Source organism: Candidatus Hydrogenedentota bacterium (assembly GCA_019637335.1).
Classification (GTDB): domain Bacteria; phylum Hydrogenedentota; class Hydrogenedentia; order Hydrogenedentales; family JAEUWI01; genus JAEUWI01.
This window is the reverse complement of record JAHBVV010000037.1, coordinates 31,849-52,476: the sequence shown is the minus strand read 5'-3', so window position 1 is coordinate 52,476 and position 20,628 is coordinate 31,849. Positions and strand designations below refer to the sequence as shown.

Genomic DNA, 20,628 nt, shown 5'->3' with positions numbered 1-20,628 from the left:
TGCCCGGTGCAACACCAGCCCACCATCGCCAGTACCACCCCACACGAGCGGCGAAACCACCCCGCACGCGCGCCAAAACCACCCCACGCACCACGCCACCCTCCCGGCGTGCCACGGACAAGCCCGCAAGGGCTTGCCCGTGCCAGTCCCCCCAGGTGACGGACACGCCCAGGCCCCCCGATTTAGCAGCGGGCGCGATCGTGGGCTGAAAGTCCGCCGAAGGCTGATTAAGCTTCCAGCTTGGCGCAGCAACCGTATCCAACATCCCACCACCGCCCCCCAACCCAATTCACCCCCTCCGCCAGCCCGCCATTCCATTGACAATCCCCCCCGCCCCCCTTACAATCAGAGAACCCGAGGGGTTACCGCATGGGGAGCCGGAAGACTGGGAAGCCAAAGATGATGTTGGGGCCACAACGCCAACAAGGTGGTACTTCGTATGTTTCTTAAGCGTCGCACGCGCGTATTGTGGGTTTTGGCCGTGTTCGGGTTGCTGCTCGAAAGCGCCTTCGCCCAGGGCCCATGCATAACAATCTCGCGCGCCGCCGAAGGCTGCGCCGAGCCCGGGGAGCAGGTCCGGATCACCGTTACCATCGAGAGCGCCTGCGGCGACGCCCTCACCGCGCTGGCCCTGCGCGAAACCCTGCCCGCCGGATGGGCCTATGCCGGCATCGCGGACGGCAGCCCCAATCCCCCCGCACTGGAGAGCAATCCCGGCGCGCTGGGCACGGCGGAATTCGCCTGGGTCGACCTGCCGGCATTCCCCGCCACCTTCACCTACATCCTCGCGGTACCCGCCTCGGAAACCTCCCAGCGAACACTGAGCGGAGCGCCGATCTACCGCCTCGCCGCCGGCGAACAAACGGGAGCCACCGTACTGACGGCCGTCTGTTTTCAGGCGGCAGGCGAAGGTGAGGGAGAGGGCGAAGGTGAAGGCGAGGGTGAGGGTGAAATGCCCGGCGTTCCAACGATAACCCTGAACGGCGAAGCAAACGTTACGGTCGAATGCGGCGAACCGTACGGCGATGCCGGCGCCACCGCCACCGACCCCGAAGACGGCGATCTGACGCCCGCCATCGTGCGCAGCGGCGTTGTCAACACGCGCGTTCCCGGCAACTATGCCGTCACCTTCAACGTAAACGACAGCGACGGCAACCAGGCCCCGCAGGTAGTGCGGTTCGTGACCGTCGCGGACACGCGGCCACCGGTGATCGAATTGACCGGCCCCGCCAGTATCGAGCATCCCTGCGGAACGCCCTATGTCGAGCTCGGCGCGCTGGCCACCGATTCCTGCGATCTCGCCGTGGCGGTGCAAATCGATGGGCGCGTCGACGCCGCCGAACCGGGCGTCTACACACTGACCTACACCGCCACCGACGACTCGGGCCTCAGCGCATCCGTGACGCGAACCGTGATCGTGCGCGACGCGGAGGGACCGATTATCACCCTCAACGGCGCCAATCCCCTGCGCGTGGAATGCGGGACCCCCTATGAGGAGCCCGGCGCGACCGCGATCGATTCCTGCGACGCCACGAGCCCCGAAGTAACCATCGAAAACAACACCATCGACACATCCGCGCCCGGAACCCAAACCGTCCGCTACCGCGCAACCGACAGCAACGGATTCGAGTCCGCCGTCACGCGCCAGGTAATCGTCGAGGATACCCAGCCCCCCGTCATTACGCTGCTCGGCGACAACCCGCTCATCCTCGACTGCGGCGCCCTGTTCGTCGATCCAAATGCAACCGCCCTCGATGTCTGCGGCGGCGAACTCAACGTCAGCAGCGACGCCATCTCGCTCGTCGACACCTCCCGGGCCAATACCGTCGAACTCACCTATTCCGCGCGTGACGCCAGCGGCAACGCGGCATTTGCCTCCCGCACGGTTATCGTACGCGGGCCGGCCTGCGAGGGCGGCGCCCTCTACTGCGACCTGGCGAGCCTGGAGATCGCGCAGCCCGCACCGCGCGAAGGAACCGCCTCGGTGTACATCCCGGAGGGCGCGGGCGCCGCGCCTGTCCTCCTCGCCGCCGCTATCGCCCTCGAAAACTCCGCCAACTGCGAGGCCGGCACGGTCCGCGTCACCTGGGACGTGGACGGCGCCGTCCAGTTCTCCCAGGCCGGCCCCGATGGCTTCCCGGTCACCTATTTCCTCGGCGCAGGCTCGCATCCCGTGATCGCCGTCGCCGAGGTGCTGGAAACCGGCGACCGCATCGAAACAGCGTTCACGATTGACATCGCCGCGGCCCCCGATGCGGACGCCAATGGCCTGCTCGACGCGCCCTTCGGCGTTCTGGAAGGCGACGGCGACACCTGGGTGGCCGGAACGCGCGCGGGGAACACCGATGGCCGTGTCGCCATGACCGCCTGGTCCGGACCCTGCGGCGGGGAATCGGGCGAAACCATCGTGTTGCGCCTCCGCAACCCCGAAGCTCCCGGCCAGCTGCTGACTGTGGAGGTGGAACGCGATCTGATCGCGTGCGGCGAACAGGCCATCGTGACCGTCGCCTTCGCCAATCGCGTCGCCGCCCTCCTGGGATCCGCCGAGGCGGCAAAAGTGCCCGCGCCGCCCGCGGGCGCCGCCGCCAACGGCCCGTACTTCGACATCAGCATCGCGGTACAACCGGAAGCCGGCGGCGCCTTCGCGCCCATCGCGGCCTCCCGCCTCGCCGCGCGCCCGGTATGGATCACCCTCTCGGGCATTTCGATTGACCAGCCCGCCGAAGCGCGTTTCGCCCGCTTCCCAACGGCCGTCTCCCCCAGTGGAGCGGGTGGATTCGCCATCAACGCCGGGACCGGCGAGTGGACCGAAACCGCCCTCGAAAATGTAACCGCGACCGGATCCGCCCTGTCGGCCTCCGCCAGCAACCTCTCGCTCTTCGTTCCCGTCGCCGCCGCCACCGAACCGGAAAAGGAAGGCGGCCCAAGCTGCGCCCCCGGATCAGGCGCGGGGAGCGCCCCCATGACGGACGCAATACTCATCGCCGGGCTGCTGGCCGTGCTCGCGTACGCGGGAAGGCGGAGGGAATCCGAAGCCTGAGGCGCATTTCGTATATCACGCGCGCGGATTCGCCGGAAACTGGGGATTCGGCGCGATGTAGTCTGATGCCGCTTGTCGCGGCGGATGTATGGGAGGGCGTCGGGTAACCCCGCGCGCCCGGGCGCCAGTCCATCGATGGCGCCCGCAACCACAGGATGAGCATCATGGGTTTGCGCGCAGCCAGGCCGTTGGCCGGAATCCTCCTTCTATTCACCCTCGCCGCCGGCGACCCAGCCGCCGCCACCCCGCTCGATGACTATGTCGCCGCGCCGGACCCCACCTATTCCTACGAATTGCTGAGCACCTCCCCCGGTGCGGGCTACACCTCCCATATCTACACCATGAATTCACAGACCTGGCGGACCGCCGCCGAGGTCGACCGGCCCGTCTGGCAGCACTGGATTCGCGTCGCCGTCCCCGATGTGCGCGATCACGACAAGGCCATGATGTTCATCGGCGGCAGCCGAAACGGCGGCGACCCGCCAACCGCCGCCGATGCCAACCTCGGCGCAATCGCCGCCGCAACCGGAGCCATCGTCGCCGAAATCCGCATGATCCCCAATCAGCGTATCCGTTTCCTCGACGAAACCGACTACCGCTACGTGACCATCGGCCGTACCGAAGACGAGCTCATCGCCTACACCTGGGACAAATACCTCAAGACCGGCGACGCCAACTGGCTCGCGCGCCTCCCCATGACCAAGGCCGTCGTACGCGCCATGGATACCGTCGAAACCGAATTCGGCGTCACCGGATTCTTCGTCACCGGAGCCTCAAAACGCGGCTGGACCACCTGGACCACCGCCGCCGTGGACAGCCGGGTCGGCGCGATCGCCCCCATGGTGATCGATGTCCTCAACGTCGTCCCCAGCATGCAGCACCACTACAACGCCTACGGCGACTGGTCCCTCTCCATACAGGACTACGCGGACATGGGGCTCATGAATGTACTCCACTCCGAAGGCTTCCAGCGGATGATGGACATCGTGGACCCCTACGCCTACCGCGAACGCCTCACCATGCCCAAGTTCATCATCAACTCCACCGGCGACCAGTTCTTCCTGCCCGACTCCTCCAAGTTCTACTTCGACGATCTGGCCGGCGAAAAGCACCTGCGCATGATGCCCAACACCGACCACGGCCTCGGCTCGCCGGATACCTACAACGACCTCACGGCCTACTTCGACGCCTACCTCAATGACGTGCCCCGCCCCGAGTTCACCTGGGCAATCCAGGAAAATGGCGCCATTCGCATTGAGACCCAGACCCCGCCAACCCGGGTCCTCCTGTGGCAGGCCGCAAACCCCGAAGCCCGCGACTTCCGCCAGGAGATCATCGGAAACGCCTGGACCAGCGCCACCCTCTCCAGCCAGGGCGGCGGCGTATACATCGCCCAGGTCCCCGAACCCGCCCGCGGATGGCGCGCCTTCTTCGCCGAGCTCGAATTCGAAAGCGGCCTCGCCCAACCCTTCCAGTTCACCACCGGCGTCAGCGTCGTGCCGGATACACTCCCCTTTGAAAACGAAAACATACGCCCCGAAATCACGGATCCAACCCCCCTCGACGACTACGTCAACGCCCCCGACGCCAACTATTCCTACAGCCTCGTGAGCGAGGTTGATCGCGAAGGCTACACCTCGCGCATCTACACCATGAACTCGCAGGTATGGCGCGACGAATCCGAGGTCGACCGGCCCCTCTGGCAGCACTGGCTGATGGTCGCCATACCCGACGACCTCCTCCACGACGACGCGCTCATGTGGATCGGCGGGCGCGACAACGATGACCCCATGCCAGCGGAAGTCCGCCCCGAGCATGGCGCCCTCGCCGCAAGCACGCGCTCCATCGTCGCCGAAGTCCGCATGATCCCCAACCAGGAACTGCGATTCGCCGATGAAACCGACCCGCGCTACCTGGAAGCCGGCCGCGAGGAGGACGAACTCATCGCTTACGCCTGGGACAAGTTCCGCACCACCAAGGACCCCCTCTGGCTGCCCCGCCTCCCCATGACCAAGGCCGTCGTACGCGCCATGGACACCATACAGGCCGAGTTTACCAGTATCCACGGCTTCATGGCCGCCGGCAACTCCAAGCGCGGATGGACCACCTGGACCGTCGCCGCCGTCGACCCGAGAATTCGCGCCATCGCCCCCCACGTCATCGATCTACTCAATCTGGTCCCCAGTTTCGAGCACCACTACGCCGCCTACGGCGATTGGGCCGACGCCGTCGGCGACTACGTCGACATGAACATCTTCGAATGGTTCCAGGGACCCGACTTCCAGGACCTGCTCGACATCGTGGAGCCCTACAGCTACCGCGACCGCTACACCATGCCAAAATTCATCATCAACTCCGCCGGCGACGAGTTCTTCCTGCCGGACTCCTCCCAGTTCTACTGGGATGATCTCGTGGGCCAGAAATACCTGCGCTACGTACCCAACACCACCCACAGCCTCAACCAGGAAGCCTTTCAGGACTTCTCCGCCTATTACGGCTCCTACCTGTTCAATACACCACGGCCCAAGTTCTCCTGGACCAAGACCGCCGACGGGCGGCTCGTTGTCCAAACGGAGACCCAGCCCACCCGTGTGCTGCTCTGGCAATCGACCAACCCCGCCGCCCGCAATTTCATCGGCGCTGCCTACACCAGCACCGTGCTCCAGAGCCAGGGCGGCGGCGTCTACGTCGGCAGCGTGCCAACGCCCGCGAACGGCTGGACCGCATTCTTCGTGGAACTGGAATTCCCGAATGGCGAGTTTCCCGCCCGCTCCCTGAATCTACCGCCCTTCCGCTTCACCACCGAGGTCAGCGTCCTCCCGGATGTACTGCCCTTTGACCCGCCGGGCGAAGGTGAAGGCGAAGGCGAAGGCGAAGGCGAAGGTGAAGGCGAGGGTGAAGGCGAGGGTGAAGGCGAAGGCGAAGGTGAAGGTGAAGGTGAAGGTGAAGGTGAAGGCGAGGGCGAGGGTGAAGGCGAGGGTGAAGGCGAGGGCGAAGGCGAAGGGCCCGCGGACACCACGCCGCCCGTTATCACCCTGCTCGGCGGCGAGCTCGTGCAACTCGAATGCGGCGCCCCCTTCTCCGACCCCGGTGTGCTCGCATCCGATAATGTGGATGGCGATATCACCGCCAGAGTCGTCATCGGCGGCGATACCGTCCGAAGCAATACGCCCGGCATTTACGGCATCTCCTACGCCGTCGCGGATGCCGCTGGCAACACCGCAAGCACAAGCCGGATCGTGGTCGTCCAGGACACCGCCCCGCCCGCCATCCGCCTGCTCGGTGCCCTCCGCATTACGATCCGCTGCGGCGACATCTACGACGAGCCCGGAGCCATCGCGGAAGACGCCTGCGAGGGCGAAATTCCCGTCGAGATCGTGAACGAGCTCGATCCCCTGACGCCCGGCGAGTACGCCGTGCGCTACCAGGCCGTGGACCGATTCGGAAACACCGCACAGGCCACCCGCGTCGTCGTCGTTCGCGACGCCGCCCCCCAGATTACCCTCCTCGGCGACTCGGAAGTCCTGCTCGAATGCGGCGCGCCCTACGAAGAGGCCGGCGCCCAGGCCATCGACCCCTGCGAGGGCGATCTCGAATACCGCATCGTCTCCAACGTCGACGTGAACACCATCGGCGAGTACACCGTAACCTACATCACATCGGACGCCGCCGGACGCACCGCCACCGCGGAACGGATCGTGTCCGTCCAAAACCTCTCCCCGCCCCTCATCACTTTGGCCGGCGAATCCGTCTTCTCCCTCGACTGCGGGACCTTCTACCGCGATCCCGGCGTATCCGCCATGGACAGCTGCGGCAACGCCCTGCTCGTCTCCAGCGACGCCGCCAGCGTCCTCGACACCGATATCGCCGGAGAATACACCATCACCTACACCGCCGAAGACGCCACCGGAAACCTGGCCGTCACTACGCGCACCGTCCGCGTTCAGGGGACGGGATGCGCCGGCGCGCGACCCGTGTGCCCCCTCGAGGGCGTCACCCTCCTCGCCCCCGCCGGCGATATCGTCATCCCGCCCGGCCAGCCAGACTTCGATCTCACGCTGACCGCCAAACCGGCCTATGGCGTGACCCTGAGCCCCGCCGGCTGCGACACGGGCGATATCGTGATGAGTTACGTTATCGGCGCGCTCATTCAATCCTCCACCGACCAGCCCGCCGCATTCCCCGTGACCTATACCCTCCCCCCGGGCGTCTACACCGCCGTCGCCGCCGCCGAAGACCAGATCACCCTCGGAGCCGTACAGGACCTACGCACCTTCGCCGTCCGGAGCGCCCCGGACCGCGACGCGGACGGCGTGCTGGACGATCCCTTCGGCCATCTCGTCGCCGAGGGCGACCGCTGGTACGCGCCCATCTCCGGCCAGGAGGGCGCCGCCCAAATGATCACCTGGTTCGGCCCCTGCGATAACGCCCCCGGCGACAACCTCCTCCTCGAAATCCCGCATCCCGCCGCCACGGGAGAAGTCCTTGTCATCGCCATTTCGCGCGACCTCATCGCCTGCGGCGAGCAGGGCCTCCTCCTCGTCAAACTGGCGGACGACATGCGGACCCTCATCGGACCCAACGCCACCGGCCACCTGCCCGCCGCGCCGGCAAACAAGCTCGACACCGCGCCCTACTTCGCCATCGCGCTCGCGGCAAGCCAGGACGGCGGCATAACCTTCGCCCCCATTTCCGCCGCCGCCCTCCAGGCCCGCCCCATAAGCGTCTCGCTACGCGGTGTCGGCGGGGCCGTCGCGACGGCGCGATTCGCCGCCTACCCGGCCCAGCTCGCCCTCGGCATCGAAGGCAACATGCTCCTCCGCGCCACCGAAGCCGCCTGGTCCGCAGACGGCATCTCCGGCCTGCTCGCTGTAAACGGCGCCCTCAACGCCACCCTCGCCCGCGGCGCCATCCTCACCATGGTCGCGCCCGAAGGCTCAGAGCCCATCAAGGAAGACGGCATGGCCTGCGCCCCCGCCGCCCACCCCGGAGCCAGCCCCCTCGCCGAACTCGCCCTCATCGCCGCCCTCATCGCAACCCTCCTCGGCCTCACCCGTCTCACCAGGAGCCCCCGCCCAAACCACTGATACACCCCGCGACCCAAATAAATCCAACCAAACCCCACCACGCCCGTGCCACGCGATGGCGCCCCAGGCGCCTTCGTGTGCCTGGAGCAACACCAACCCCACATCCAACCCAGCCACCCCACACGAGCGACGCACCCCAACCCAACCACGCCCACCAAGCGATCCGCCAGAAAAGGATCGCGGGCATTCCTGCCTGCGGCAACAACCGCAACCAACATCACAACACCGCCCCCCAACCCAAACCACCCAAACCCCACCACGCCCGTGCCACGCGATGGCGCCCCCGGCGCCTTCGTGTGCCTGGAGCAACACCACCACCATATCCAGCCCTACCACCCCAAACGAGCGATTCCCCCACCCCCCCAACCCCCAGCCCTCACAACCCCAACCGCGCCTCCACCCACCCCACCACCGCACACACCATCCGTTCCCCGCACACATCATGAAACAGCTCGTGGTAGCCACCCTCCTCCCGGAGATACGTCCCCCGCCCCGGAGCCACCCCCGCAAAGAAACCATCGCTCCCCCGCACCGGCGCAATCCGGTCCGCAGTCCCATGCAGCAACAACAGCGGCGCGCCAACCCGCCGCCCAAGCCCGGCGCTCCGCCGCACCCCCTCCAGCAGCACCAAACCCGCGCCAGCCCGCACCGGACCGTGATACACCAGCGGATCACCCTCATACGCCGATACCGCCGCCGGATCCCGCGAAAGCGCCGCCGTCTCCAGCCGCGCCACCGGCAGCCACGGCAACGCACGCCCCAGCACCCCCGAAAAACGCCGCTTCCACCCCGGCACATCGTCCGGCAACGCCAGAAACGGGCTCGAAAGGATCGCCCCGGCCACCGGCGGAGCCGACACCGCCAGAAAATGCGCCGCCACCAACCCGCCCATACTATGCCCCAGCAGAAACCACGGCATCGCACCCTCCGCCCCCCGCGCCGCGTCCAGCTGCGCCGACAAATCTCCCACCAGCGTGTCGAACGCCGGCAGCTGACCGCGCCGCCCGCCGCTGCGCCCGTGCCCCCGCTGATCATACGCCCGCACATACACCCCGGCCCCGTTCAGCGCCGCCGCCAGCGCCCCATAACGCCCCCCGTGCTCCGCGTACCCATGCGCGATCAGCAGCCCAGCGCGCGGCGGGCCCTCGGGCTTCCATTCATGTACAGAATGCGTGGCCATCCTTCGCTCCGGCGCGCACCGTGCGCCGTTCCATCATAGCACCCGCAACGGGCGAATAACGGCGGTCCCTTTGTTGACTCCCCAAAAGAACTCTGGAATAATGCTGGGTTGAGGATACTTAACCCATGAAAACATACGCATTCACTCTTTTCATTGCCGCCGGCGCATTTGCGGCCACCGGCCACGCCGCCGCCGAAGCCGCCGCCCCGGGCGATCCCATCCAGTTCAACCAGGACATTCGCCCCATCCTGTCCGACAAATGCTTCGCATGCCACGGGCCCGACGACGCCACCAGAAAGGCCGGTCTGCGCCTCGATTCGCTCGACGGAGCCACGGCCGCGTTGAAATCCGGAAAGCAGGCCATCGTGCCCAGCGACCCCGCGGCAAGCGTGCTCATCGCCCGGATCACCGCCGAAGACCCCAATGACCGGATGCCCCCGGCGGACCACCCCAAGCAACTGACCACGAACGATATCGATGTCCTTACCCGCTGGATCGCCGAGGGAGCCCCGTGGGAGGAACACTGGTCCTTCCAGCCCATCATTCGCCCCGAACTCCCGGAAACCCCCAATCCCGCCTGGGTCAAGAACCCGGTGGACGCCTTCATCCTCCACCGCATGGCCGCTAAAGGCGTGTCGCCCGCACCCGAAGCCGACAAAAGAACCCTGGTGCGCCGCCTCTACCTCGACCTCACCGGCCTTCCCCCCACCATCGAGCAGGTGGAGGCCTTTATGGCGGACCCCCGGCATGACGCCTACGAACGCCTGGCCGACCGCCTCCTCGATTCCACCGAGCATGCCGAGCACCTCGCCCGCTACTGGCTCGACGCCGCACGCTACTCCGACACCAACGGCTACCATATCGACAACGAGCGCTACATGTGGCCCTGGCGCGATTGGGTCATCCGCGCGTTCCAGGAAAACAAGCCCTTCAACGATTTCACCGTCGAACAGCTCGCCGGCGACCTGCTCACAAGCCCCTCCAAGGACCAGCTCATCGCCAGCGGATTCAACCGCAACCACATGATCAACTTCGAAGGCGGCATCATCCCGGAGGAATACCAGACCGCCTACGTCATGGACCGCGTCGACGCCACCAGCACCGTCTGGCTCGGCCTCACCATGGCCTGCGTCCAGTGCCACGAACACAAATACGACCCGATCTCCCACGACGAGTACTACAAGATGTACGCGTTCTTCAACACCATTGAAGAACAGGGCATCGACGGGCGCGACGGCAACGCGGTTCCCCTCCTGCGCGCCTCCACCGATACGCAGGACGCCAAACTCGCCCGCTTCAATGAGCGCGTGCGCACCCTCGAAGAGGCCATGGACGGGCCCATGCCCGAGGTGGACGCGGCCCAGGCGGCCTGGGAAGAAGCCAGCCGCGCGCGCCTACAGAACAAATGGCGCGTCCTCACCCCCGCCAGCGCGGCCTCCACCGGCGGATCGAACCTCACCGTACAGGAAGACGGCTCCGTACTCGCCGGCGGTGAAAACCCGGCCGCGGACACCTACGAAATCGAGTACGCGCTCACTGAATCCGGAATCACCGGCCTGCGCCTCGAACTCCTGCCCGATCCCGCATCTCCCAACGCCTCGATCGGGCGCTCCGACAACGGCAATGTCGTCATCAGCGAAATCGAGGTCGAAACCGGAGCCGCAACCGGCGATCCCAACTTCCAGCGCCTCGAATTCGTCTCCGCCGATGTCGACTACGCCCAGCCCAACCTCGGCATCGCCAAAGCCATCGACGGAAAACCCGAAACCGGATACGGAGCCGGCGGACACGAGGCGCCCGGAGCCCGAACCGCCGTCTTTGTCCCGCGCGCGCCCTTTGGATACGCTTCCGGCACGCGCCTCAAGCTGCGCATCCGGCACGAAAGCGAGTTCGCGCAGCACGCCGCCGCGCGCGTACGCCTCGCCGTCACCGCCAACCAGGACATGGCCCTGGCCCGCCTCGACCAGTGGTATATCGCCGGCCCCTACACCGCCGCCGACGGCGACGCCGCCTACAACACCGCCTTCGAGCCGGAACAGGGAATCGACCTGGAAGCCACCTACCCCGACGGGCGACAGAAGTGGCAGCTCGCCGTGCCCGGCTATGAAGACGGCAAGATTCATTCCCTGAGCGGACGTGTCTGCGCAACCTATCTCTACCGCAAGGTCATCGCCCCGACCGCCCGCAAAACCACCCTCTCCGTCGGCAGCAACGACGCCGTCAAGATCTGGCTCAACGGGCGCGTCGTCCACGACAACAACACGCAGCGCGGCGTCGCGGCGGACCAGGATCGCGTCGAAGTGAACCTGGAAGCCGGCGAGAACGAACTGCTCATGAAGGTCGTCAACTACGGCAACGCCTACGCCTTCTATTTCAAGAACACCAACGAACAAACCGGCGAGTTCCCCATCGGCATCGAACTCGCCCTGGCGAAGGCCCCCGACGCCCGCACCGACGCCGAATCCGCCCAGCTCCGCACCTTCTACCGCCGCGCAAACTCCCCGCAGTGGCGGGACCTCGACGCGCAACTGGCTCAGTCCCGCGAAGAGCGCACCGCGTTCGAGAAAACACTCCCCACCTCCATGGTGATGCGCGAAATGGCCGAGCCCCGCGAGACCTTTGTCCTCCTGCGCGGCCAGTACGACGCCTACGGCGAAAAAGTCGAACCCGGCGTCCCCGCGGTCCTGCCGCCCATGCCGGAGGAAGCCCCGAAAAACCGTCTCGGCCTGGCCGAGTGGCTCGTCAGCCCCAACCACCCGCTCACCTCCCGCGTGACCATCAATCGCTTCTGGCAGCAATACTTCGGGGCCGGCCTCGTCCGCACCGCCGAGGATTTCGGCTCCCAGGGCGAAATGCCCAGCCACCCGGCCCTCCTCGACTGGCTCGCCGCCGAATTCATGGAAAGCGGCTGGGACGTGCGCCACATGCACCGCCTGATCGTCACCTCCGCCACCTACCGCCAGTCCTCCGCGCGACGCCCCGAGTTGAAGGAAATCCCCGGCGGTGAGCGCCTCATCGCCACGGGGCCGCGCTTCCGCCTCGACGCCGAGGTCGTGCGCGACAACGCCCTCGCCGTGAGCGGCCTCCTCCGCAAGGACGTCGGCGGACCGAGCGTCCGCCCCTACCAGCCGCTCGGCCTCTGGGAAGAGGTCGCCTACGGAGCCGGCTTCACCGCCCAGAAGTTTGAGCTGGGCGACATGCCCCACCTGCACCGGCGAAGCATGTACACCTTCTGGAAGCGCACCAGCCCGCCGCCCACCATGATGCTCTTCGACGCCCCCAACCGAGAGACCTGCACCGTTAAGCGAAGCCGCTCCAACACCCCCCTCCAGGCCCTCGCGCTCCTGAACGACCCCCAGTTCGTCGAGGCCGCCCGATTCCTGGCCGAGCGCATGCTGACCGAGGCCGGCGATTCGCCCGAAGTGCGCATCAACCACGCCTTCCTCCTCACACTGGCGCGCCCCGCGCGGCCCGAAGAAATGGCCGTCCTCCGCGGCCTCTACGAAAAGGAGCGCGCGGCCTTCGCAAGCGAGCCGGCGCGCGCAACCGATCTCCTGGCCGTCGGAATGGCCCCCGCCAACCCCGATCTCGACCCCGGCGAGCTCGCCGCCTGGAGTACGGTCGCAAGCGTGATTCTCAACATGGACGAAACCATTACAAAGACCTGATCCCGCGACACCGCGCGGAAGGACCCTGGCAATGATACTCAGCATGGCCGGGCTGATTGGCGGCCTGGCCCTGCTGATCGCCCTGACAATTCGCGGGATGAACATCCTCCTCGCCGCGCCCCTGTGCGGCGTCGCCGTCGCCCTCGCGAGCGGCATTCCGCTCCTCCTGCCCGCCGCCGAGGGCGGGAACAGCTTCCTCGCCGGCTACATGGCCGGTTTCGCCGGCTTCCTCCGCGACTGGTTCCCCGTGTTCCTCCTCGGAGCCATGTTCGGCAAGGTCATGGAGGACAGTGGAGCCGCCGACAGCGTCGCCAGCGCCATCGTGCGCAAACTCGGCATACGCCACGCCGCACTCGGCGTCGTACTCGCCTGCGCCGTCTTGACCTACGGCGGCATAAGCGTCTTCGTGGTCGCCTTCTCCGTCTACCCGATGGCCGTCAGCCTCTTCAAACAGGCCGATCTCCCCCGCCGTTTCATCCCCGCCGCGCTGGCCTTCGGCTCCGGCACCTTCACCATGACCTCCGCCGGCTCCATGGAAATCCAAAACTTCCTGCCCATGAAGTACCTCGGCACCACCCACTATGCCGGATGGCAAGTCAGCCTCCCCGTCGCCCTCTTCATGGCCTGCGCCGGCATGTGGTGGTTCACAAAGATGCTCAAGCGCGCCCGAGACCGCGGCGAGCGCTTCGAGGATCGCGGCGACGCCACCGGCCCGCGCCACAGAAACCTCCCGCACCCCCTACTCGGAGCCTTCCCGCTCGTGCTCGTGCTGGCCGTATCGTTCTATTGCAGCGTCATCGCCGGTATCGGCGACGCCGCCCTCGTGGTCGCGCTGCTCGCCGGCCTAATATTCTCCGTCGCCATCTACTGGCGCAATCTGGTCGACCTCGAATCCGCCCTCTCCGCCTCCACCTTCGGCGCACTCGTCGCCATCAGCAACACCTGCGCCGTCGTCGGATTCGGAAGCATCGCCAGGCTCACCCCCGCCTTCCAGGGAGCCCTCGCCTACATGGAGGCCATCCCCGGAAACGGACTCATCGGGGCCGCCGTCGCCATCAGCGTCGTGGTCGCCCTCACCGGCTCCTCCTCCGGCGGCCAGGCCATCGCGCTCCCCATCCTCGGACCCCACTACACAGCCGCCGGCGTCGACCCCGACGCGCTCCACCGCGTCATCGCCATCACCTCCGGCGGGCTCGATTCCCTCCCGCACAATGGCTACGTCGTCACCACCATCCGCGCCATCTGCGGCGAAACCCACCGCACGGCCTACCTGCCCGTCGCGGCATTGACCGTGGTCGTCCCCTTTACCGGCGCGATCCTGGCTATAATTTTGTTCCTTATCGGTTTATAATGGCCCGGTAGCAGGAATCTCTGGAGACAGGCCCATGGAATTCGAAATCAAGAAACTCCAACACGTCACCCGGCGCCAGTTCTTCGGCCGCGCCAGCGCCGGCATCGGCGTCGCCGCCCTCGGCGCGCTAATGGCCCGCAATGGCCACGCCGCCGTTCCGCCCGCCGGGCGCGGCGCCCTCGGACACCCCCACTTCGCCCCGAAGGCCAAGCGCGTCATCTACCTGTTCCAGTCCGGAGGGCCCGCACAGCAGGACCTCTTCGACTACAAGCCCCAGATGGACCCGCTCCACGGCACGGACCTGCCGGAATCGATACGCGGCGGACAGCGCCTCACCGGCATGACCTCCGGCCAGGACCGCTTCCCCGTCGTCGCGTCCAAATTTAAATTCGCACAGCACGGCGAATCCGGCATCTGGATGAGCGAACTGCTCCCCCACACCGCCAAAATCGCCGACGATCTCTGCGTCGTCAAGACGCTCCACACCGACCAGATTAACCACGACCCCGCCATGACCTTCTTCCAGACCGGCCACCAGCAGCCCGGACGCCCCAGCATGGGAGCCTGGCTGAACTATGGACTCGGCTGCGACAACGAAGACCTCCCGGGCTACATCGTGCTGATTTCCCACGGCAGCGCAAAGCGCGACGCCCAGGCCCTCTTCCAGCGCCTCTGGGGCTCCGGATTCCTCCCCTCCGAGCACCAGGGCGTCAACTTCCGCAGCGGGAAGGACCCCGTCCTCTACCTCACCAACCCGCCCGGAATCACCACCGCCAGCCGCCGCAACATGCTCGACAGCCTCGGCGAACTCAACCGCATGGCCTTCGACGCCTTCGGTGACCCCGAGATCGAGGCCCGCATCCAGCAGTACGAAATGGCGTACCGCATGCAAACCTCCGTTCCCGATCTGATGGATGTAAACGAAGAGCCCGACCACATCTTCGACATGTACGGCGCCGATTCCCGCAAGCCCGGCACCTACGCCGCCAATTGCCTGCTCGCCCGACGCCTGATCGAGCGCGGCGTCCGCTTCGTACAACTCTACCACCGCGGCTGGGACCAGCACGGCAACCTGCCCAGCGACCTGGCGCTCCAGTGCGGCGACGTCGACCAGGCCTCCGCCGCCCTCGTCCGCGACCTGAAGCAACGCGGCCTACTCGAAGACACCCTCGTCGTCTGGGGCGGCGAATTCGGCCGAACCGTCTACTGCCAGGGCATGGACCTCGACAACTACGGCCGCGACCACCACGGTCGCAACTTCACCATCTGGATGGCCGGCGGCGGCGTCAAACCCGGACACGTCCACGGCGAGACCGACGACTACTCCTACAACGTCGTCAAGGACCCCGTCCACGTACACGACCTGCACGCCACCATGCTGCACCTCATGGGCATCGACCACGAACGCCTCACCTACCGCTTCCAGGGCCGCGACTTCCGGCTCACGGACGTCCACGGGCGCATCGTAAACGACATCATCGCGTAGTACGCGGAAAAACCGAAACGCAGTAGAGGAACCGTGCCGGGGGGGCGCGCATGCAAAACCGTTTCTTCACCGCCCGCGAGCAGTGGATGCTCCTCGGCCTCGCCGGGGCCATTCTCCTCGGAGCCGCCGTGCTCGCGGCGCGCGACACCACCGGTGCGCCCCCGCCGCAAGCAGAGACCTTCGCGGCACGCGCAACACCGGCGCCCGCCCTGCCGGAACCCCACGCGCCCCGTCCGCCCGGACTGAACCCCGCCCCCGAACCGGTCGCGCCCCCGCCCGAACCCATCGGCGTCGGCATTCTCGGAGCCGTCGAAAAGCCCGGCCTCTACTTCTTCGATCCCGGCGCCCGCGTACAAGACCTCCTCGACGCCGCCGGCGGCCCGCTTCCCGGAAGCGACCTCTCCGACATCAACCGCTCCGCCCTCCTCGCCGACGAAACCACCCTCCTCGTGCCCCGGCTCGCGCGCGGGGAGGGCGGCGTCTACAGCGACCCCGCAAACCCCCACAATCCCCCAGCCTACACCCGCTCCGCCTGGTACCAGTTCGACCAGCACACCGCTTCCCACGCCAGCCCGGACACCGCCGCCGCAAGCCCAGGTTCAAACCAACGCGCCAACCAACACGCCGCCACCGGCCGAATCAACATCAACACCGCAAGCCAGGCCGCCCTCGAAACACTCCCCGGCATCGGGCCCGCCACCGCCGCCAAAATCATCGCCCACCGCCGCCAGCAGCCCTTCCGACACATCGACGACCTCGAAAACGTAAGCGGCATCGGCCCCGCCAAAATGGCCACCCTCCGCCCACACATCACCGTCTATTAACCCGAAAAGCCCCCAACCCACCCCAACCTCCACACCACCCCACCACTCCCGTGCCACGCGATGGCGCCCCAGCGCCTTCGTGTGCCTGGAGCAACGCCAACCCCGAATCCATCCCAACCACCCCACACGAGCGGCTCCCCAACCCTCCGTCCCCCACCCACAGGATGCGCCACCCCCGCCCTATCCCGTAAACTTCCCCCCAAAGGAGACCAATTACAAATGAAGGTTCTGGTGATGGGCGCGGGCGCGCTCGGCAGTATTCTCGGAGGATTCCTCGCCCGCGCGGGACACCAGGTCACCCTCGTCGGACGTCCCGCGCACATGAACGCCATCCGCGAAGGCGGCCTCCACGTCACCGGCATCTGGGGCGAACACCACATCACCGGCATGCGCGCCGTAACCGCCGCCGCCGATGTCATAGACCGCGATTTCGACGTCGTCTTCATCGCCGTGAAGTCCTACGACACCGCCGCCGCCATCGCCCAGGCCGCCCCCCTCCTCGCCGATCACACCCTCGTCTGCTCCTGGCAGAATGGCCTCGGCAACGCCGAAACCATCGCCGAAACCACCGGCTGGAATCGCGTCGTCGAGGCCATGGTCATCTTCGGCGTCCACATCCCCGAACCCGGCCACGTCGGCGTCACCGTCATCGCGCGGCCCACCGCCCTCGGCGTCTATCCGGACGGGCCCGATCCCGAACGCGTACGCGCCCTGGCCCAGGCGCTTGACGACGCCGCCCTGCCCACCGTCTACTCCGATCAAATCGCCGCCGAACTCTGGCGGAAAGTCGCCTACAACAGCGCCCTCAACGCACTCTGCGCCCTGCTGGACCTGCCCTACGGCGGCCTGCCCGAACTCCCCGAGACCCGCGCCATCATGGCCGATGTCGTCCGCGAGCTCTACAACGTCGCCGCCGCGCGCAGCATCCCCCTCGATCCCCCCACCCACGAGGCCTACCTCGACCTCTTCTACGAAAAACTCGTACCCCCGACCGCCGCCCACTTCGGAAGCACCCACGAGGACTTCCGACTCCACCGCCGCACCGAAGTCGACGCACTCAACGGAGCCATCGTCCGCTTCGGCGAAGCCTCGGGCGTGGAATGTCCGGTCAACCGCACCATCACCCGCCTCGTCAAGGCGCGCGAGCGCCTCTACGCCGCCTCCCACGCACGCCCGTAGCCCCTGCCCGCCACATTTCGACCGCGCCGCCAAAAGGTGCACCTATACCCCTGTATTTGTTAGAGTAAGCACTTCCCCAAACAAGCCCTACGACCTGGAGAATACCCGTGAAAAGCGACGAAATCCGCGCAAAATACCTCGAGTTCTTCAAAGCGCGCGGCCACGTAATCGAGCGGAGCGACACCATCGTCCCCGGCAACGACCCCACCCTCCTCTTCACCAGCGCGGGTATGGTGCAGTTCAAGCCCTTCTACACCGGCGAGGTCCCCGTGCCCTACCGGCGCGCCGCCACCTCGCAGAAGTGCCTCCGCGCAGGCGGCAAGGCCAACGACCTCGATGAAGTCGGAAAAACCTCCCGCCACCTCACCTTCTTCGAGATGCTGGGCAATTTCTCCTTCGGCGACTACTTCAAGCGCGAGGCCATCCAGTGGGGCTGGGAATTCTCCACCGACGTGCTCGGCTTCAACCCCGAGGCCATCCACGTCTCCGTATACCGCGATGACGACGAAGCCTACGATATCTGGCACAAGGAAATCGGCGTCGCGGAGAAGCGGATCCACCGTCTCGGCGAAAAGGACAACTTCTGGGGCCCCGCCGGAGACACGGGCGCCTGCGGGCCCTGCTCGGAGCTCCTCTACGACAAGGGCGAGCACATCGACCCCAACGCCGACCCCGAAAATGATCCGAAGGAACGCTTCCTCGAATTCTGGAACCTCGTTTTCCCCCAGTTTGACCAGCAACTTGACGGCAGCCGCCCGCCCCTGAAAAACCGGGGCATCGACACCGGCATGGGCCTCGAGCGCCTCGCCGCGCTCCTGCAGGGCAAGGAAACCGTCTTCGACACCGACGGTATCTTCCCCATTATCGAAGCCACCCAGGCCATCGCAAACGTGCCCTACGCGGAGAATCCCGTGCCCTACCGCGTCATCGCGGACCACATCCGGGCCCTCTCCTTCATGATTGCCGACGGCATCCTCCCGAGCAACGAAGGCCGCGGCTACGTCGAGCGCCGCCTGCTGCGCCGCGCCGCCCGCTTCGGCCGCGAACTCGGCCTGGAACAGCCCTTCCTCCACCAGATCGCCCCCACCGTCGCGGAACGCATGGGCCACCACTACCCCGAGCTCATCGAGAAGCGCGTACAGATCCAGCGCATCATCCAGACCGAGGAGGAGCGCTTCGGCAGCACCCTCGCGCGCGGCATGAACCTGCTCGACGACATCTTCGCGCAAATGGACAAGGACGGCCTCAAGGAAACCCCGGGCGAGGAGCTCTTCAAGCTCCACGACACCTACGGCTTCCCGCTGGACCTCGCCACCGACATCGCCGAGGACCGCGGCTACACCGTGGACCACCAAGGCTTCAAGAAGGCCATGGCCCGCCAGAAGGAAATGGCGCGCAGCGCCTGGGCCGGCAGCGGACAGGACGCAATCGCGCCCGTTTACAACACCGTCCGCGAACAGCACGGAGACACCGAGTTCGTCGGCTACGAATCCACCGAATCCACCGCCGAAATCAAGGCGATCATCGTGGACAAGCAGAGCGTCGCCGAACTCAAGGAAGGCCAGCACGGCGAAATCATCCTCGACCGGACCCCCTTCTACGCCGAATCCGGCGGCCAGGTCGGCGATACCGGCGTGCTCGACTGCCCGAACGGCAACGCCATGGTCACCGACGTGAAGAAAGTCGTCGGCAAGATGCATTGCCACCAGGTCCGCGTCAATGGAGGCGTGCTCAAAGTCGGCGACAAGGTCGAAGCCATCGTGGACACCGCCGCGCGACGCCGCACGGAAGGCCACCACAGCGCCACCCACCTGCTTCAGGCCGCCCTGCAGAATGTCATCGGCGATCACGTCCACCAGGCCGGCTCGCTGGTCTCCCCGGAACGCCTCCGCTTCGACTTCACCCACTTCGAAGGCATCGACGCCGATCGCCTCGACGATATCGAGCGCCTCGTGAACGACTACATCCGGCGCGACGAGCCCGTCCAGATCGAACTCAAAGCCCTCGAAGATGCCCGCGCCGCCGGAGCCATGGCCCTCTTCGGCGAAAAGTACGACGACGTCGTCCGCGTCGTCAGCATGGGCGATTTCTCCATGGAGCTCTGCGGCGGAACGCACGTCCCCCGCACCGGCGTCATCGGCTACTGCAAGATCCTCAGCGAGGCATCCATCTCCTCCGGCGTCCGGCGCATTGAAGCCGTCTGCGGCGAGCCCTGCGTCGCCACCATCCAGGCCCGCGAGCGCCAGCTGAACCACACCGCGCAATTGCTCCACACCAGCGTCGATGCCGTCGAGGATCGCGTCAAGATCCTCCTCGAAGAAAATCGAAAGCTGGCGAAGGAAGTCGAGAAGTGGAAGGCCGCCGCGGCCGCCGCGAATATTGGCGACCTCCTCGCCCAGGCGCAAGACGTCGCGGGCATACCGGTCGTCGCCGCGAGCGTCGACGGCCAGGACGGCAAAGGCCTCAAGAGCCTCATCGAACGCATGCGCGACAAAATCGGCTCCGGCGTCATTGTCCTCGGCAGCGTCGCCGACGACAAAGTCGCGCTTGCGGTCTGTGTGACAAACGACCTTACCAGCAAGGTGAAGGCCGGTGAAATCGTAAAACAAGTCGCCCCCATCGTCGGCGGCGGCGGCGGCGGCAAGCCCGACATGGCCCAGGCCGGCGGAAAGCTGCCCGATAAACTGCCCGAAGCCCTGGCAAAGGTCCCGGAAATTGTGAAAGGCCTGGTCGGTTAGGCGCCTCAGGTCCCTCAGGTCCCTCAGGTCCCTGCCGTCCCTGCCGTCCCTGCCGTCCCTGCCGTCCCTGCCGTC

The 20,628-nt window shown here is 66.6% G+C and carries 9 protein-coding genes; 8 read left to right on the top strand and 1 reads right to left on the bottom strand.

The genetic code is table 11. The features are described 5' to 3' along the window. Nucleotides 1-439 precede the first annotated feature (439 nt). Both KF886_24895 and KF886_24890 read left to right on the top strand, forming a co-directional pair. A complete protein-coding gene (locus tag KF886_24895) occupies nucleotides 440-3,040 on the top strand; it encodes a DUF5011 domain-containing protein (GenBank protein MBX3180597.1) in 2,601 nt (866 codons plus the stop codon). A gap of 164 nt (nucleotides 3,041-3,204) precedes the next feature. Next, nucleotides 3,205-8,127, top strand: a complete 4,923-nt coding sequence (locus KF886_24890; GenBank protein MBX3180596.1) for a DUF5011 domain-containing protein — start codon at nucleotides 3,205-3,207, stop codon at nucleotides 8,125-8,127. A gap of 376 nt (nucleotides 8,128-8,503) precedes the next feature. On the opposite strand, the gene KF886_24885 is transcribed toward KF886_24890, so the two are convergent. Further along, entirely contained in the window at nucleotides 8,504-9,307 is an 804-nt protein-coding gene (locus tag KF886_24885; protein ID MBX3180595.1) for a lysophospholipase, read from the bottom strand. A gap of 125 nt (nucleotides 9,308-9,432) precedes the next feature. Between KF886_24885 and KF886_24880 the strand changes: the two genes are divergently transcribed. The 6 genes from KF886_24880 to alaS all read left to right on the top strand — a co-directional run bounded on the left by KF886_24880 (nucleotide 9,433) and on the right by alaS (nucleotide 20,553). Next, nucleotides 9,433-12,975, top strand: coding sequence for a PSD1 domain-containing protein (locus tag KF886_24880; protein MBX3180594.1), 3,543 nt, complete (start codon nucleotides 9,433-9,435; stop codon nucleotides 12,973-12,975). Between the two features lie 34 nt (nucleotides 12,976-13,009). Beyond that, nucleotides 13,010-14,326, top strand: coding sequence for a GntP family permease (locus KF886_24875; protein MBX3180593.1), 1,317 nt, complete (start codon nucleotides 13,010-13,012; stop codon nucleotides 14,324-14,326). A 34-nt stretch (nucleotides 14,327-14,360) separates the two neighbouring features. Next, on the top strand, nucleotides 14,361-15,812 hold the full coding sequence (locus tag KF886_24870; protein MBX3180592.1) for a DUF1501 domain-containing protein: 1,452 nt from the start codon (nucleotides 14,361-14,363) through the stop codon (nucleotides 15,810-15,812). 50 nt (nucleotides 15,813-15,862) lie between these two features. Continuing rightward, on the top strand, nucleotides 15,863-16,636 hold the full coding sequence (locus KF886_24865) for a ComEA family DNA-binding protein (protein MBX3180591.1): 774 nt from the start codon (nucleotides 15,863-15,865) through the stop codon (nucleotides 16,634-16,636). Between the two features lie 219 nt (nucleotides 16,637-16,855). Beyond that, nucleotides 16,856-17,815, top strand: coding sequence for a ketopantoate reductase family protein (locus tag KF886_24860; GenBank protein ID MBX3180590.1), 960 nt, complete (start codon nucleotides 16,856-16,858; stop codon nucleotides 17,813-17,815). Between the two features lie 107 nt (nucleotides 17,816-17,922). Next, the gene (gene alaS / locus KF886_24855) at nucleotides 17,923-20,553 is read left to right on the top strand and encodes an alanine--tRNA ligase (protein ID MBX3180589.1); all 2,631 of its coding nucleotides are present in this window, start codon (nucleotides 17,923-17,925) and stop codon (nucleotides 20,551-20,553) included. The last annotated feature ends 75 nt before the right edge of the window (nucleotides 20,554-20,628 follow it).

Bases quoted from the DNA above. Each gene is read 5' to 3' on its own strand.
- KF886_24880 (MBX3180594.1), top strand. From the start codon at position 9,433: ATGAAAACATACGCATTCACTCTTTTCATTGCCGCCGGCGCATTTGCG.
- KF886_24865 (MBX3180591.1), top strand. From the start codon at position 15,863: ATGCAAAACCGTTTCTTCACCGCCCGCGAGCAGTGGATGCTCCTCGGC.
- KF886_24860 (MBX3180590.1), top strand. From the start codon at position 16,856: ATGAAGGTTCTGGTGATGGGCGCGGGCGCGCTCGGCAGTATTCTCGGA.
- KF886_24870 (MBX3180592.1), top strand. From the start codon at position 14,361: ATGGAATTCGAAATCAAGAAACTCCAACACGTCACCCGGCGCCAGTTC.
- KF886_24890 (MBX3180596.1), top strand. From the start codon at position 3,205: ATGGGTTTGCGCGCAGCCAGGCCGTTGGCCGGAATCCTCCTTCTATTC.
- KF886_24885 (MBX3180595.1), bottom strand. From the start codon at position 9,307: ATGGCCACGCATTCTGTACATGAATGGAAGCCCGAGGGCCCGCCGCGC.
- KF886_24895 (MBX3180597.1), top strand. From the start codon at position 440: ATGTTTCTTAAGCGTCGCACGCGCGTATTGTGGGTTTTGGCCGTGTTC.